Source organism: Nocardioides sp. NPDC000445 (assembly GCF_040300245.1).
GTDB lineage: Bacteria > Actinomycetota > Actinomycetes > Propionibacteriales > Nocardioidaceae > Nocardioides.
The window spans coordinates 35,047-49,445 of record NZ_JBEPDH010000028.1 but is presented as its reverse complement, the minus strand read 5'-3'; the positions used below and the strand labels follow the sequence as shown (position 1 = coordinate 49,445).

Sequence of the window (14,399 nt, the reverse complement as noted above, 5' to 3'; positions counted from 1 at the left end):
GCAGATGGGAATCATTCTCATTTAGGGTTCGACGTCACCTGACTGGAAGGCAGCAAACATGCACATCCGCCCCCACCTGCGAGGCGTCGCGGTCCTCGCGGCCGTCGTCCTCGCCGCGACCGCCTGCGGCTCGCGATCCGAGAGCCCGGCCGACACGCTGCGCATCGCCGGACCGTTCGAGCTGCACAGCCTCGAGTCGTCCGCGGACGGCTACTTCTTCACCCGGCTCCAGGTCACCGAGACCCTGGTGACCGCCGACATCGACGGCGCTCTCGCACCCGGCCTGGCCACGGCGTGGGCAGCCGAGGACGACAACCGGACGTGGACCTTCGACCTGGTCGAGGGCGCCGAGTTCCACGACGGCGAGCCGATGACCGCCGAGAACGTCGTCGCCGTTCTCGAGAAGGTCGAGGCCGAGGCTGCCAGCCCGCTGGCCGACGTCGGTGTCGAGGCGATCCGCGCGGAGGGCGGCTCGGTGGTGATCGAGCTCGCCGACTCCTACGTCTCCCTGCCCGCGGTGCTCAGCCACTACAGCACCGCGATCCTGGCCCCCTCGGCCTACGACGAGGAGGGGAAGGTCGAGGACGTCATCGGCACCGGCCCTACCGGATCGAGACCATCCAGATGCCCTCCCGCATCGAGACCGTACGTGTCGCCGACTGGCGTGGCGAGGAGCCCGACGTCGAGAAGGTCTCCTTCCAGGCCGTCGGCCGCGCCGAGAGCCGCGCGGTGATGGCCACCAGCGACCAGGCCGACGTGGTCTTTGGGCTCGAACCGGCAGGTCGCGAACGGGTCGAGAAGACCGACGGCGTGGACATGATCTCGACCCTGCAGCCCCGCACGATCCACATGAAGATGAACGCCGGTGACCCGGCGCTGAAGGACGTACGCGTCCGGCAGGCGATCAGCATGGCGCTGGACCGGGAGGCGATCGCCGAGGCGGTGCTGAGGGAGAAGGAGCTCGCCGCGACCCAGCTGATGCCGCCGACCCTGAAGGACTGGGACGCCGACCTCGAGCCGCTGGCCTACGACGCCGAGGGGGCCAAGGCGCTGCTGGCCGAGGCGGGCTGGAAGGCCGGCGCCGACGGCACGCTCACGAAGAACGGCGATCCGCTGCGGCTCGAGCTGCTGACCTACCCCGACCGGCCCGAGCTGCCGGCGCTGGCCACCGCCATCCAGGCCGAGCTCGCCAAGGTCGGCGTGCAGGTGGACGTCGAGGTCTCCAACTCCAGCGAGATCCCGGCCAAGCACGCCGACGGCACCCTTCAGATGGCGCTCGTCGCCCAGTTCTTCGCGTTGGTCACCGACCCGCTGCCGACCGTCGCCGACACCTTCGGCGAGGGTGGGTCCGACTGGGGCGCCATGGGCTGGAGCGACCCCGCCGTCGCGGAGGCAGTGGCCGCGCTGACGACGGGAGCCGAAGGCGCCGAGGGCGCCGCCCACCGCGAGACGATCGTGCGGGCCGCTCAGGAGCAGCTGCCGCTGGTCCCGGTCGCGTGGTACCGGATGAACGCCGCGGTCAGCGACCGGGTCGACGGCTTCGTCCTGGACTCCCTCGAGACCACCTGGCGGATCACCGACGTCGAGCTGGCGTCGTGAGGGCGCGGGTCGTCGGGGGCGTCCTCGTCCGGCGGGCGGCGCAGGCCGTCACGGTGGCGGTCGGCGTATCGGCGCTCTGCTTCGTGATCACCCAGCGGCTGCCGGGGGACATCGCCTACCGGATCGCGGCGGGGCGCTACGGCTACGACATGGTCGACGCGGCCGCGGCCGCCCAGGTGCGCGACGAGCTGGGGCTCGACCAGCCGCTGTGGCAGCAGCTCGGCGCGTGGGTGGTCGACCTCCTCCAGCTCGACCTGGGCCGGTCGCTGGTCACCTCCCAGCCGGTGCTCGAGGAGGTCGGGTTCTACCTGGCGGGCACGCTGCAGCTCGCCGGGCTCGCGATCGTCATCGCGGTGGTCCTGGGTGCCGGGATCGGGGTCGTGGCGGCCCGACGGCCGGGCGGGATCGCCGACCGGTTCGCGTCGCTGTGGGTCGCCGGCGTACGTGCCGTGCCACCGTTCCTGCTGGGGCTGCTGCTGATGATCGTGCTCTCCGCGCAGCTGGGACTCTTCCCGGCGGTCGGGCACGGCGGCGGGAGCATCGTGCTGCCCGCGCTGACGCTGGGGCTCGGACTCTCCGGGCTCATCGCGCGGGTGACCCGGGACGCCGTGGTGGAGGTCCGCGGCTCGGCGTACGTGGAGTTCGCCCAGACCAAGGGACTGGCCGAGAGGTGGGTGCTGGTCAGACACGTGGTGCGCAACGCGGCGGTCGTGCTGGTGCCGTACCTCGGGGTGCAGTTCGTCGTGCTGATCGAAGGAGTCGTCGTCGTGGAGAGCCTCTTCGCCTGGGACGGGCTGGGCCACTCGCTGGTCCACGCCGTCTTCTGGCGTGACATCCCGGTGCTGCAGGCGTCCGCGCTGGTGCTGGCGCTGCTGATCGTGCTGGTCAACACGCTGGTCGACCTGGCCGTCGCCTGGCTCGACCCGCGGCCGCGGGGACGGGCGGTGATGGCATGAGCATGTTGATGCTGGAACAGACGCTGGGGAAGCGGCCGCAGCGGTCGTGGAGCCGGATCGCCGCTGTCGGCGGGCTGGTCCTGATCGCCGTGTTCGCACTGGTCGGGCCGCTGGTGCTGCCCGACCCCGCGAGCCAGGACCTGGCTCGCTACCTGCAGCCGCCGTCGCTGTCGGACCCGCTCGGGACCGACGACTACGGGCGAAGCGTCGCCTCCCGGGTGGCGCACGCCACCCGGGTCTCGCTGCTGCTCGCACTGGTGTGCGTGGCCACCGCGCTGGTGCTCGGCTGCGTCGCCGGGGTCGCCTCGGCCTGGTTCGGTGGCTGGGTCGACGCGCTGCTGCGCTCGGTCTCGGAGGCCTTCGTGGCGGTACCGGCGCTGCTCGTGGTGCTGTTGGTCTCGGCGCTCGCCGCGCCCGGGAGCATGGTGGCGCTCTACGTGGGGCTCGCGCTGGTGCAGTGGGTGGAGTTCTTCCGGGTGGTACGGGCACGCAGCGCCCTGGTGCTCGGCTCACCCGCGGTGGAGGCGGCGGGGTTGCTGCAGCTCGGCTGGACCCACGTCGTCCGTCGCCATCTGTGGCCGGCCCTGCGTCCGCTGCTCGTGACGCTGACCTCGCTCGGCATGGTCACCTCGATCCTGGCGATGTCGACGCTCGGCTTCGTCAAGGTCGGCCTCCAGCCGCCGCGTGCGGAGCTGGGCCTGATGATCACCGAGTCGTTCCCGTTCTACGACGCGGCGCCGTGGATGCCGCTGGCCCCGGTCGGGGTCCTGTTCCTGCTCACCGTCTGCCTGCTCGGCCTGCGATCCCCGGAGGAGGGGCGATGAACCTGAAAGCCACCGGAGTGGTCGTACGCACCGGATCGCTGGTCCTCGCCGACGTACCCGAGGTGCGGATCGAGGCCGGGCGTGCGCTCTCGATCGTCGGCGAGAGCGGCTCGGGCAAGTCGGTGCTCGCCCACGCGCTCATGGGTACGCTGCCGCCCGAGCTGGCTGCGATCGGGTCGCTGACGATCGGGGACGAGTCCTTCGACCTCGCCGACCGCGGTGGCCGGCGGAAGCTGTGGGGCCGCGAGGTCGCCCTCCTTCCGCAGGAGCCCGCGCTCGCGCTCGACCCGACCATGCGGATACGCGCCCAGGTCGCCGAGGGCGCGCCGGGCTGGTCGCCCCGCAGCGTCTCCGCATCGCAGGCCGCCGATCACCGGCTGGGCCAGGTCGGGCTGGCCGGATCGGGCGGTGCCTACCCGCACACCCTCTCGGGCGGCATGGCCCAGCGGGCGGCGTACGCCGCGGCGACCATCGGCGGGGCCAGGCTGCTGATCCTCGACGAGCCGTCCAAGGGCCTCGACCGGGCGTCGGTCGACCGGCTCGCCGACCTGCTGCTCGTCCACCTCGACGAGGGCGGCCTGCTGCTCACCATCACCCACGACCTGCGCCTGGCCCGCCGGCTCGGGGGAGAGGTGATGGTGATGCGCGAGTCGGCCGTGGTCGAGTCCGGGCCGGCCGAGGAGGTGCTGGTCGCGCCCACCGGCGACTACACCCGGCGCCTGCTGGCCGCCGAGCCCTCGCGCTGGGACCACCCCTGGATGCGTTCGCGGGCGCCCGGCGGGAGCGAGCTCCTGGTCGGCGCCTCGGGGCTCGCGAAGGCGTACGCCCACGGGCCGGTCTTCGACGGCCTCGACCTCGAGATCAGGGCCGGTGAGCGGGTCGCGATCACCGGGTCCAGCGGTGCGGGCAAGACGACGCTCGGCAACGCGCTGCTCGGGCTGACCCGGCTCGACGCGGGGTCGGTGACGTACGGAGAAGGGGTGGGCCGGGGAAGGCTGCAGAAGCTCTATCAGGACCCGGCGCTCTCCTTCCCGCAGCAGGTGAGCCTGGAGAAGGCGCTCGGCGACGTGATGCGGCGCCATGGTGTCGGCGAGGCGGAGGTGCGTGCGTCGCTAGAGCGGCTCGGTCTGCCGTACGAGATCCTGCGCCGCCGACCGGGGCAGGTCTCCGGCGGTGAGCTGCAGCGGATCGCGGTGGTGCGGGCGATGCTGACGCGTCCTGCGCTCGTCTTCGCCGACGAGGCCACCTCGCGGCTCGACCTGGTCACCCAGGAGCAGACCGTCGACGCGCTGATGAGTGCGATCGACGAGAGCGGGGCCGCGCTGCTGCTGGTCACCCACGACACCGACCTGTCGGCTGCCGTCGCGGACCGGGAGGTCGCGCTCTGAGAGCTCTCCGCTGAGGACGATCCTCCGAGAGCAGTCGTCAAATAAGGGAAAGGCCGGGTCATGAGGACCCGGCCTTTCTTAGGTGTCCAGGGACTCAGCCCTTGGCGACCCGCTCCTTGAAAGCGGAGCCGGCCTTGAACGCCGGGCCCTTCGAGGCCGGGATCTTGATCTCGGCGCCGGTCTGCGGGTTGCGGCCGGTGCGAGCCGAGCGCTCGCGCGACTCGAACGTACCGAAGCCGGGCAGCGTGACCTTGTCGCCGTTGGCAACGGCCGCGCTGATCGCCTCGATGGCGGCACCCAGGGCGGCGGAAGCCTGCGTCTGGGTGATCTCGGCCTGCTTGGCGATTTCGCTCACCAGGTCGGTGCGGTTCATGCGATCTCCTTTAATCGTTGATCAGAGCCGCAAAGGTTGACGAGATGCGGCTCGTCGCCAGCGTAGGCCAGTCCTACGGATCTTCAACCTTCACGCGCCGCGTGTTCCGCGTGGTTACGGGCTCTGCGGGGGTTCGGAGCGCCTTCTGGGGCCTCGCGCGAGCTCATCTCGACCACCCGGGTCGTTCCCAGGGACGGCCCGAGTGGTCAGCTGTCCAGCCCTACTCGCCGGCGAGAAGCCGCCAGCCCTCGGCCTGCGTACGTTCGCGCCAGAAGTCCAGGTACCGCCCGCCGTGAGCCAGGAGCTCGGCGTGGGAGCCGCGCTCCACGATCCGGCCGCCGTCGAGGACGACGATCTGGTCGGCGGCGACGACGGTCTGGAGACGGTGGGCGATGACGATGACCGTACGGTCGGCGGAGAGCGCGGTGAGCGCCTCCTGGACCGCGGCCTCGTTCTCGGCGTCGAGGGCGGCGGTCGCCTCGTCGAGGAGGACGACGGGAGCGTCCTTCAGCAGCGCGCGGGCGATCGAGACCCGCTGCTTCTCACCGCCCGAGAGCGTGGAGCCGGCCTCGCCGATCCGGGTCTGCCAGCCGTGGGGAAGACGGTCGACGATGTCGTCGACCGGGGCCAGCCGCGCGGCCTCCCGCAGCTCCTCGTCGGTGGCGTCGGGGCGCGACATCATCACGTTGTCCCGCAGGGTGCCCTCGAAGAGGTAGACGTCCTGGAAGACGATCGAGACGCGCCGCATCAGCGCCTCGGTGCCCAGATCGCGTACGTCGACCCCACCGAGCATCACCGAGCCCGACGTGACGTCGTGGAACCGGGCGACCAGGCGCAGCAGGGTGCTCTTCCCGGAGCCCGAGGGCCCGACCACGGCGGTCAGCGAGCGTGGCGGCGCGGTGAGGGAGACCTGGTCGAGGACCCGGGTGCTGTGTTCATACGAGCCGGCGCCATAGGAGAAGGCCACGTCGCGCAGCTCGATGCCGCTGTCGGCCGGCTCGGCCGGCGTGGACGGCTCGGGGAGCGGCTCGAGCGCGAGCACGTCGAGGACACGTCGCAACGAGCCCTCGGCGATCCGCAGCGCGCTGGAGAGCTCGCCGTAGTCGATGAGCGACTCCACGAACCGCACGGTGAGGACGAGGAGCCCGATCGCCGTGGCCGGCGCGAGCGACCCGCCGAGACTGAGGTGGACGGCCAGCGCGGTCACCAGGGTGAGCAGCGCCTGGATGGAGAGCAGCTGGATCCCCAGGCCGCCGAACCCGGTCACCAGCAGCCGTCGCGACGCCCGCTTCTGCTCCCGCAGCGCGGCCTCCACCAGCTCGTTGCCGTGCACGGTGCGGCCGAAGACCCGCAGGGCCGGCTGGTTGAGCGCGAACTCGACCACGCGCGCCGAGCCCTCCGCCATCGCGGCGTCGTAGGCACCCTCGCCGCGGCCGACGATCGTCGCCAGGAGCCGGGTGGTGGCCAGCACGGCGACGACCCCGACGAGGAGCGCGAGCGCCAGGCGCCACTCCAGGAACGCCATCGCGACGACCACGGTGACCGGGCTGATCACGGCGGCGATCAGCGGCCGCAGCAGGTGCCCCGGCACCGAGGCGATGTCGGTGGCACCCTTGGAGGCCATCCGGGAGAGCTGCCCGGTGCGGTCCTGGTCGTACCAGCCCAGCGGCAGCCGTACGGTGTGGTCGCCGAGCCGGGCCAGGGTGATGTCGAGCAGGTCGCAGGCGAGGTCGTAGCCGTCCAGGTTGCCCACCGTCAGCGCGACGTGGTGGGCCACGAAGAGGCCGGCGAGCACGCCCAGCCAGGTGGACGCGGCGTCCCAGTCCTGGCGCAGCGCGGCGTCCAGGACCGGCACGACACAGGCGAAGGCCAGGCCCTGGAGTACGCCGGTGGTGACGAACATCGCCACGACGCGGGCGAGCTGGCGCCGATGCGCGTGATCGAGCAGGTCGGCGAGCAGCCGGACGATGGTGATCATGCCGACTCCTCCTCGGCCCAGCCGCCGACCGGGTGGGCGCGCTGGTCGGCTGCCCAGAGCCGGGCGTAGCGCCCGCCCCGGGCGAGGAGCTCCTCGTGGGTGCCGCGCTCGGCGACCCGGCCCTCGTCGAGGACCACGATCTGGTCGGCCGCGGTGACCGTCGAGAGCCGGTGCGCGATCACCAGCAGCGTACGTCCGGCGACCAGGCGCGACAGCGCCCGCTGGACGAGCGCCTCCGACTCGGGATCGGCTGCCGCGGTGGCCTCGTCGAGCACCAGGATCGGGGTGTCGGAGAGGAGGGCGCGGGCGATCGCGACCCGCTGCCGCTCGCCGCCGGAGAGCTGGCCGTCCTCACCGACCACCGAGTCGTAGCCTCGGGGGAGCTCGTCGATGCGGCCCGCGATCTGCGCGGCCTCGGCAGCGCGGCGTACGTCCTGGTCCGGTGCCTCGGGATGAGCGAGCCGGATGTTGTCCCGGATCGAGGTGCGCAGCAGCCCGGTGTCCTGGAAGACGAAGGAGACCTGCTCGTAGAGCTGTGCGCTCGTCAACTCGCGCAGGTCCACTCCCGCGATCGTGATCCGGCCGGAGGTGGGGTCGGCGAAGCGGGGCAGCAGCTTGGCCAGCGTCGACTTGCCGGAGCCGGAGTGGCCCACGAGCGCCGTCACGGTGCCCGGTTCGAGGACCAGGTCGATGTCGTGGAGCACCGGCGGTGCGTCGGGCGAGTAGGCGAAGGAGACACCGTGCAGCTCGACCCGGGAGGAGTCCGGGGCAGGGCATGGGGCGGCCGGCTCGGGAAGCTCGGGCTCGGCCAGCAGGCGCTGGATGCGCCGGGCCGCCTCGGTGGCCTCGCGCAGCTCGCGGGCGGCGTAGCCGGCGACGGTGACCGGCGCGGTCATGGCCAGACCGAGGACGAGGAAGGGAACCAGGTCGGGACCCGTGATCCACGAGGCCCGGAGCATCCAGACACCGGCGCCGAGGACGAGCACGAGGGTCAGCGCCGGCGTCAGCGCGAGCTCCATCAGCAGCATCCCGAGGGCGGAGTGTCGCATCCAGGCGCGGTTGAACCCTCCGAACCGGGTGGCGACCTCGGCCAGGCGCCGGTGAGCCTGCCCGGTGGCGCCGAAGGTCTTGATCTCCGCGATCCCGCCGGTGTTCTCGACCGTGGCCGCGGCGAGCTCGGCCAGCCCGGCGTCGTAGTCACGGTAGAGCGCGGCGGCGCCCCGCATCGAGATCCGGAACCCGACCAGCCCGAGCGCGAGCGGGACCAGGGTGACCAGGGCGAGCGGCGGGGAGACGATGAAGAGGTAGCAGGCGACAACGGCAGGCAGCGTGATCGCCGCGGTGAGCTCCATGACCGAGTGGGCGACCAGATGGTGGAGCGCGGCGACGTCGTCCTGCACCGCCTTCTTCACCGTGCCGGAGTTGCGTTCGGTGAACCACGCCAGCGGCACCCGGCCGAGCCTGGCGACCAGCAGCCGGCGCAGGTGGATGGAGAGGTCGAGGTCGGCGACGTGGGAGAGCCACGACGAGCCGAGCACCGTCGCCAGGCGCACCAGAAGCGCCGCCACGCTCACCCAGACCACGACCCACGCGCGGTCGGCGTCGACAGCGGTGTCGGACGCCGCGGGCAGCAGGATCCGGGCGAGCTCGACGATCCCGACCAGCGGCACCAGTCCGGCGACGGTCGAGACGACCATCAGCATCAGGCTGGCGAGCAGCCTTCCCCGGACAGGACGAAGCGTCTGGAGGAGGGGGGAGCGAGCCAACTGTTGTCCTGCCGAGATCGAGGGGTTGCTGCGTACGAGCTCTTCGGCGTCAGCCGCCGTGGCCGGTGGGGGCGAGCAGACGCTCGAGCTCGTCCTCCTTCTCGGTGGGCACGACGAAGAGGAGCTCGTCGCCCTGCTCGAGAGGCTGCTCCGGAGTGGGGACGTAGACCTGGCCGTCACGCAGCAGCGTGACGAGTGCGCAGTTCTCCGGGAACGGCACCAGACCGGTCGGCTTGCCGACGTAGGGGGAGTCGGCGGGCAGGGTGATCTCGACCAGGTTGGCCTGGCCCTGCCGGAAGGTGAACAGCCGCACCAGGTCGCCGACGGTGACGGCCTCCTCGACCAGTGCGGACATGATCCGCGGGGTGGAGACGTTGACGTCGACGCCCCAGGCCTCGGTGAAGAGCCACTCGTTGTTGGGGTGGTTGACCCGACCCACGGTGCGCGGCACACCGAACTCGGTCTTGGCCAGCAGCGAGCAGACCAGGTTGGCCTTGTCGTCACCGGTCGCGGCGATCACCACGTCGCAGTTGTCGAGCCTGGCCTCCTCGAGCGAGGAGAGCTCGCACGCGTCGGCGAGCAGCCACTCCGCGTCGGCCACCCGCTCGGGCTTGATCGAGCCCGGGTTCTTGTCGATGAGGAGCACCTCGTGGCCGTTGGTGATCAGCTCACTGGCGATGGACCGGCCGACGGCCCCGGCCCCGGCGATAGCAACTCTCATCGTCAGTCTTCCTCGGGGCCGTTCTTGATGGTCTTGTACGCCTGCGCGGTGTTCTCCTCGCGCATGACGATGTGGAGCACGTCGCCCTCCTGGATGACGCTCTCGCGGACGGGGATGATGCCCTCGCCGAGCCGGTCGATCCAGGCGATGCGGCTGCCGGACTGGCGCTGGAACTTGATGGTCCGCTCGCCGACCCAGGGCTCGGGCATGATGACCTGGTCGATGCGGATGTTGCCCGACATGTCGCGGAAGTCGGGCTCGGCGCCGGCCGGCAGCAGCCGGCGGAGCACCTGGTCGGCGGTCCACTTCACCGTCGCGACCGTGCTGATCCCGAGGCGCTGGTAGACCTCGGCGCGGCCGGGGTCGTAGATGCGGGCCACGACCTGCTGGATGCCGAACTCCTCGCGCGCGACCCGGGCGGAGATGATGTTGGAGTTGTCGCCGCTGGAGACCGCCGCGAACGCCTCGGCGCGCTTGATGCCGGCCTTGAGCAGCACCTCGCGGTCGAAGCCCATCCCGGCGACCTTGTCGCCGTTGAAGCCCGGTCCCAGCCGACGGAACGCATCGGAGTTCTGGTCGATGACCGAGACCGTGTGGTTGCGGTCCTCGAGGCTCCTGGCCAGGGTCGAGCCGACGCGGCCACAGCCCATGATCACTACGTGCACCGTGTCATGATTGCACTCGCCCGGGCCGCGCGTCGCCTACGCCCTCGAAGTTGGCGTGTTCGGAAGCGCGTCGCGATCCGGAAGCGCGAGGAAGCGGCGATGTGCCGTAGCGTCTGCGGTTGTGGGTGTTGGTGATGTCTCCAAGCGGATCCTGATCGGTCGCAAGCTCCGTAGCTCTCAGCTGGGCGAGACGCTGCTGCCGAAGCGCATCGCGCTACCCGTTTTCGCCAGCGACGCCCTCTCCTCGGTGGCCTACGCGCCCGACGAGATCTTTATCATGCTGGCCGTGGCAGGCGCCTCCGCCTACGCCTGGTCCTGGAAGATCGGCCTGGTCGTCGCCCTGGTGATGCTGACCGTGGTCACCTCCTACCGGCAGACCGTGCACGCCTACCCGAGCGGCGGTGGCGACTACGAGGTCGCGACGGTCAACCTGGGGCGCAAGGCGGGCGTCACCGTGGCCAGTGCCCTGCTGGTCGACTACGTGCTGACGGTGGCGGTGTCGATCTCCAACGCCGCGCAGTACGCCGCCAGCGCGATCCCCAGCCTGATCGGCCACGAGGTGCTGGTCGCCTCGATCGCGATCGTGCTGCTCACCGCGATGAACCTGCGTGGCGTACGCGAGTCCGGGACGTTCTTCGCGGTCCCGACCTACCTGTTCATGTTTGCCATCCTCGGGATGGGCCTCTACGGCCTGTTGCTGCTGGTGAACGGCAACCTGCCCGAGGCGGAGAGCGCCTCGCTCCAGATCCGTCCCGAGGAGGGCTGGGAGGGCACGCTCAACCAGGTGGCGCTGATCTTCCTGCTCGCCCGCGCGTTCTCCTCCGGATGTGCGGCGCTGACCGGCGTCGAGGCGATCTCCAACGGCGTACCCGCCTTCCAGCGGCCGAAGAGCAAGAACGCCGCCACCACGCTGCTGCTGCTCGGCCTGATCGCGATCACGATGATGATGAGCATCATCGTGCTCGCCAACCAGATGAGCATCCGCTACGTCGACCCGCACGCTCTCGACAACCTCCGCACCGCCGCCGGCGACGCCGTGCCGGCCGGCTACGAGCAGCACCCGGTGATCTCCCAGATCGCGGCCGGGGTGTTCACCGACTTCCCGCCGGGCTTCTACTTCGTCATCACGGTCACGGGCATCATCCTGGTCCTGGCTGCCAACACCGCCTTCAACGGCTTCCCGGTGCTCGGCTCGATCCTGGCCAAGGACGGCTTCGCGCCCCGGTCCCTGGGCGCGCGCGGCGACCGGCTCGCCTACAGCAACGGCATCGTGTTCCTGGCGGTGCTGGCGATCGCCCTGATCGTCATCTTCGACGCGCAGACCACCAAGCTGATCCAGCTCTACATCGTCGGCGTCTTCGTCTCCTTCAACCTGAGCCAGCTGGGCATGATCCGCCACTGGACCCGCCACCTGGCCACCGAGCGCGACCCGAGCGAGCGGCGCCGGATGCAGCGTTCGCGGGCGATCAACACCTTCGGCCTCGGGATGACCTCGGTCGTGCTGGTGATCGTGCTGATCACCAAGTTCCTCGCCGGTGCCTGGATCACGATCCTGGCGATGGGCTTCTTCTACGTGGTCATGCTGGGAATCAGGCGCCACTACGACAACGTCGCTCGCGAGCTGGCCGCGGACGAGCAGGACAAGGTCATGCCGACCCGGGTCCACGCGATCGTGCTGGTCTCCAAGCTCCACAAGCCGACGCTGCGAGCCTTGGCCTTCGCCCAGGCGACCCGGCCCAACGCCCTCGAGGCCGTCACGGTCTCGACCTCCGACTCCGACACCGCCGAGCTGCTGAAGCAGTGGGACGAGCGCAACCTGCCGATGCCGCTGAAGGTGCTCCACTCGCCCTACCGCGAGCTGATCCGCCCCGTCGTCGAGTACGCCTCGGCGATCCGCGACGCCAACCCGCGTGGCGTCGTGGCCGTCTACATCCCCGAGTACGTCGTCGGCCGCTGGTGGGAGCAGCTGCTCCACAACCAGACGGCGCTGCGGCTCAAGGGCCGGCTGCTGTTCACCCCGGGCGTCATGGTCATCTCCGTGCCCTACCAGCTCGCCTCCGGCAAGGAGCGCGCCGAGGAGCTGCGCGAGGAATACTGGCTCGCGCCCGGTCTGCGCCGCGGAAGCGGACGCCGATGAGCGGTCGGCGGCGGCCGGCGCCGCCGCGCGGGCGTCGCGCCCGCCCGAAGGCGTCCAAAGGCGAGTCGTACGTCGGTCGTCGCTTCGAGGTCGAGGTCGGCCCGGTCGCCCACGGCGGCCACTTCGTCGCGCGCGTCCCGCTCGAGGACGGTGCTTCCCGCGTCGTCTTCGTACGTCACGCCCTCCCCGGTGAGCAGGTGGTCATCGAGATCACCGAGGGCACGGCCGGAGACCGGTTCTGGCGCGGGGACGCGGTCTCGGTGGTCTCGGCCGCACCGGAACGGGTCGTTCCGCCGTGTCCGTACGCCGGTCCCGGCCTCTGCGGCGGCTGCGACTTCCAGCACGTCTCGCTGTCCGCTCAGCGCGCGCTGAAGGCGACGGTGGTGCGCGAGCAGCTGGTCCGCCTCGGTGGCCTGTCCACCGAGGACCCGCTGGTCGCCGATCTGGTCGTCGAAGCTGTAGCCGGCGACGAGGACGGGCTGCGCTGGCGGACTCGTCAGCGCTACACCACCGCCCCGGGCGGCGGCCGAGGCATGCGGAAGTACCGCTCCCACGACGTCATCCCCGTCGACGACTGCCTGATCGCCACCGCCGACGCCCGCGAGCCCAGCGCGGGGACGGTCGTCGAGACGGTGGAGGTCGGGGGAGTCGAGCACTCCTTCGAGGTCTCCGCCGACGGCTTCTGGCAGGTTCACCCGGGCGCGCCCGCAGCATTGGTCTCCGCAGTGCTCTCCGCCCTCTCACCGGCCCCGGGCGACACCGTCCTGGACCTCTACGCCGGCGTCGGCCTCTTCTCCGCCTTCCTCGCCGACCGGGTCGGTCCCACCGGCCGCGTCGTCGCCGTCGAGGGCGACCCGACCGCCTCCGCGCTCTCGGTCGGCAACGTCCCCACCGCCGAGGTGAGCGCCGGCGACGTCGCGACCGTCCTCGGTCGTCTCGAGGACGGCCCCTTCGACCTCGTCGTCCTCGACCCTCCCCGCGAAGGTGCCCGCCGGAAGGTCGTCGAGGCCGTCGTCGCGCGTTCGCCGCGGAAGGTCGCGTACGTCGCCTGCGACCCCGCCGCGCTGGCACGTGACGTCGCGATCTTCGCCGAGCACGGCTACCGGCTGCGTACGCTGCGAGCCTTCGACCTGTTCCCGATGACCCATCACGTCGAGGCGGTCGCACTTCTGGAGCGGCACGGAGGGTGACCATCGAGGCTGGGCATCCAACCGTTCGAGGCGCTGCCTGGCGTTCCCGCTGGTCGGCTCGCACACGGCTGGTGTCGTAGGCCCACATCGGGACCTCGACACGGTTGCGGCTGGAGCGTCGGAAGGTGACCACGGCTCCAGCCCTGGGGATCAGCGCGCCTCGGCGTACCCGCCGAAAGAACGAGAGCGAGATCATCCCATCGGCCGGGTGAACTCCGGCCTCCGGGCCGAGGCGCCCGCGGCCGGGCTCGGCGATCGTGGACGTACCGATCCTCGCCACGACAAGGAGCCCTGATGAGAACACGTCAATCCACCACCGCGACACTGGATGACCAGCCGATGCCGGTGAGAGCCAAGCTCGCCGCAACATGGACGAGCTTCGTGTTCCTCTACGCCTATGTGGACATCCTCAACTTCTTCACGCCCGGTGTCGTCGAAGACATCCTCGACGGCAGGGTCTTCGAGTTCGACCTCTCCCAGACCTTCTCGACCGCGGCGCTGACCCTCGTCTCCATCCCGATCCTCATGGTCGTGCTGTCGATGACGCTGCCCGCCCGGGCGAACCGCATCACCAACCTCGTCGTGGCCTCGCTCTACGTCCCCGTGACGGTGTTCAACATCGTGGGCGCGTCCTGGCTCTACTTCTACGGCCTCGGCATCGTGCTGGAGCTGTTCCTTCTCGCCGTCATCGTGCGGTACGCCTGGACCTGGCCCCGCACCGAGCGGTCGACGACGAGCCGGGACCGTGAATCCGGTCGAACCCGACAGCTCAGCTGATATCGGTTGCGCGTCTCGCTCATCG

11 protein-coding genes and 1 pseudogene are annotated in these 14,399 nt (G+C 70.9%); 7 read left to right on the top strand and 5 right to left on the bottom strand.

Translation table 11 applies throughout. The annotated features are described in order from the left end of the window. Positions 1 to 58: 58 nt before the first annotated feature. From ABT304_RS28000 to ABT304_RS27985, 4 genes and pseudogenes are all read left to right on the top strand, one after another. Positions 59 to 1,599: pseudogene (locus tag ABT304_RS28000) on the top strand (ABC transporter substrate-binding protein). After that, entirely contained in the window at positions 1,596 to 2,555 is a 960-nt protein-coding gene (locus ABT304_RS27995; RefSeq protein ID WP_201451002.1) for an ABC transporter permease, read from the top strand. Before ABT304_RS28000 ends, ABT304_RS27995 begins: the two are co-directional and overlap by 4 nt. After that, the gene (locus ABT304_RS27990) at positions 2,552 to 3,379 is read left to right on the top strand and encodes an ABC transporter permease (RefSeq protein ID WP_350720314.1); all 828 of its coding nucleotides are present in this window, start codon (positions 2,552 to 2,554) and stop codon (positions 3,377 to 3,379) included. Before ABT304_RS27995 ends, ABT304_RS27990 begins: the two co-directional genes overlap by 4 nt. Next, entirely contained in the window at positions 3,376 to 4,767 is a 1,392-nt protein-coding gene (locus ABT304_RS27985) for an ABC transporter ATP-binding protein (RefSeq protein WP_350720312.1), read from the top strand. Before ABT304_RS27990 ends, ABT304_RS27985 begins: the two co-directional genes overlap by 4 nt. Positions 4,768 to 4,861: 94 nt before the next feature. On the opposite strand, the gene ABT304_RS27980 is transcribed toward ABT304_RS27985, so the two are convergent. From ABT304_RS27980 to ABT304_RS27960, 5 genes are all read right to left on the bottom strand, one after another. Continuing rightward, positions 4,862 to 5,140, bottom strand: coding sequence for an HU family DNA-binding protein (locus ABT304_RS27980; RefSeq protein ID WP_160023086.1), 279 nt, complete (start codon positions 5,138 to 5,140; stop codon positions 4,862 to 4,864). A gap of 220 nt (positions 5,141 to 5,360) precedes the next feature. Then, positions 5,361 to 7,118 carry an ABC transporter ATP-binding protein gene (locus tag ABT304_RS27975; protein ID WP_350720310.1) on the bottom strand — a complete coding sequence of 586 codons (1,758 nt, stop codon included), beginning with the start codon at positions 7,116 to 7,118 and terminating at the stop codon, positions 5,361 to 5,363. After that, positions 7,115 to 8,815, bottom strand: a complete 1,701-nt coding sequence (locus tag ABT304_RS27970) for an ABC transporter ATP-binding protein (RefSeq protein ID WP_350720308.1) — start codon at positions 8,813 to 8,815, stop codon at positions 7,115 to 7,117. The genes ABT304_RS27975 and ABT304_RS27970 overlap by 4 nt, the downstream gene beginning before the upstream one ends. A gap of 118 nt (positions 8,816 to 8,933) precedes the next feature. Beyond that, a complete protein-coding gene (locus ABT304_RS27965) occupies positions 8,934 to 9,605 on the bottom strand; it encodes a potassium channel family protein (protein ID WP_350720306.1) in 672 nt (223 codons plus the stop codon). Positions 9,606 to 9,607: 2 nt separating this feature from the next. Then, on the bottom strand, positions 9,608 to 10,270 hold the full coding sequence (locus tag ABT304_RS27960) for a potassium channel family protein (protein WP_160023110.1): 663 nt from the start codon (positions 10,268 to 10,270) through the stop codon (positions 9,608 to 9,610). A gap of 121 nt (positions 10,271 to 10,391) precedes the next feature. On the opposite strand from ABT304_RS27960, the gene ABT304_RS27955 reads away from it, so the two are divergent. From ABT304_RS27955 to ABT304_RS27945, 3 genes are all read left to right on the top strand, one after another. Beyond that, positions 10,392 to 12,407 (top strand): APC family permease, encoded by a 2,016-nt coding sequence (locus ABT304_RS27955; protein WP_160023112.1) that lies wholly within the window; start codon positions 10,392 to 10,394, stop codon positions 12,405 to 12,407. Then, entirely contained in the window at positions 12,404 to 13,597 is a 1,194-nt protein-coding gene (locus ABT304_RS27950; RefSeq protein ID WP_350720304.1) for a class I SAM-dependent RNA methyltransferase, read from the top strand. The genes ABT304_RS27955 and ABT304_RS27950 overlap by 4 nt, the downstream gene beginning before the upstream one ends. Before the next feature lie 294 nt (positions 13,598 to 13,891). After that, positions 13,892 to 14,374: a DUF6326 family protein gene (locus ABT304_RS27945; protein WP_350720302.1), complete on the top strand. Its 483-nt coding sequence runs from the start codon at positions 13,892 to 13,894 to the stop codon at positions 14,372 to 14,374. Positions 14,375 to 14,399: the final 25 nt, after the last annotated feature.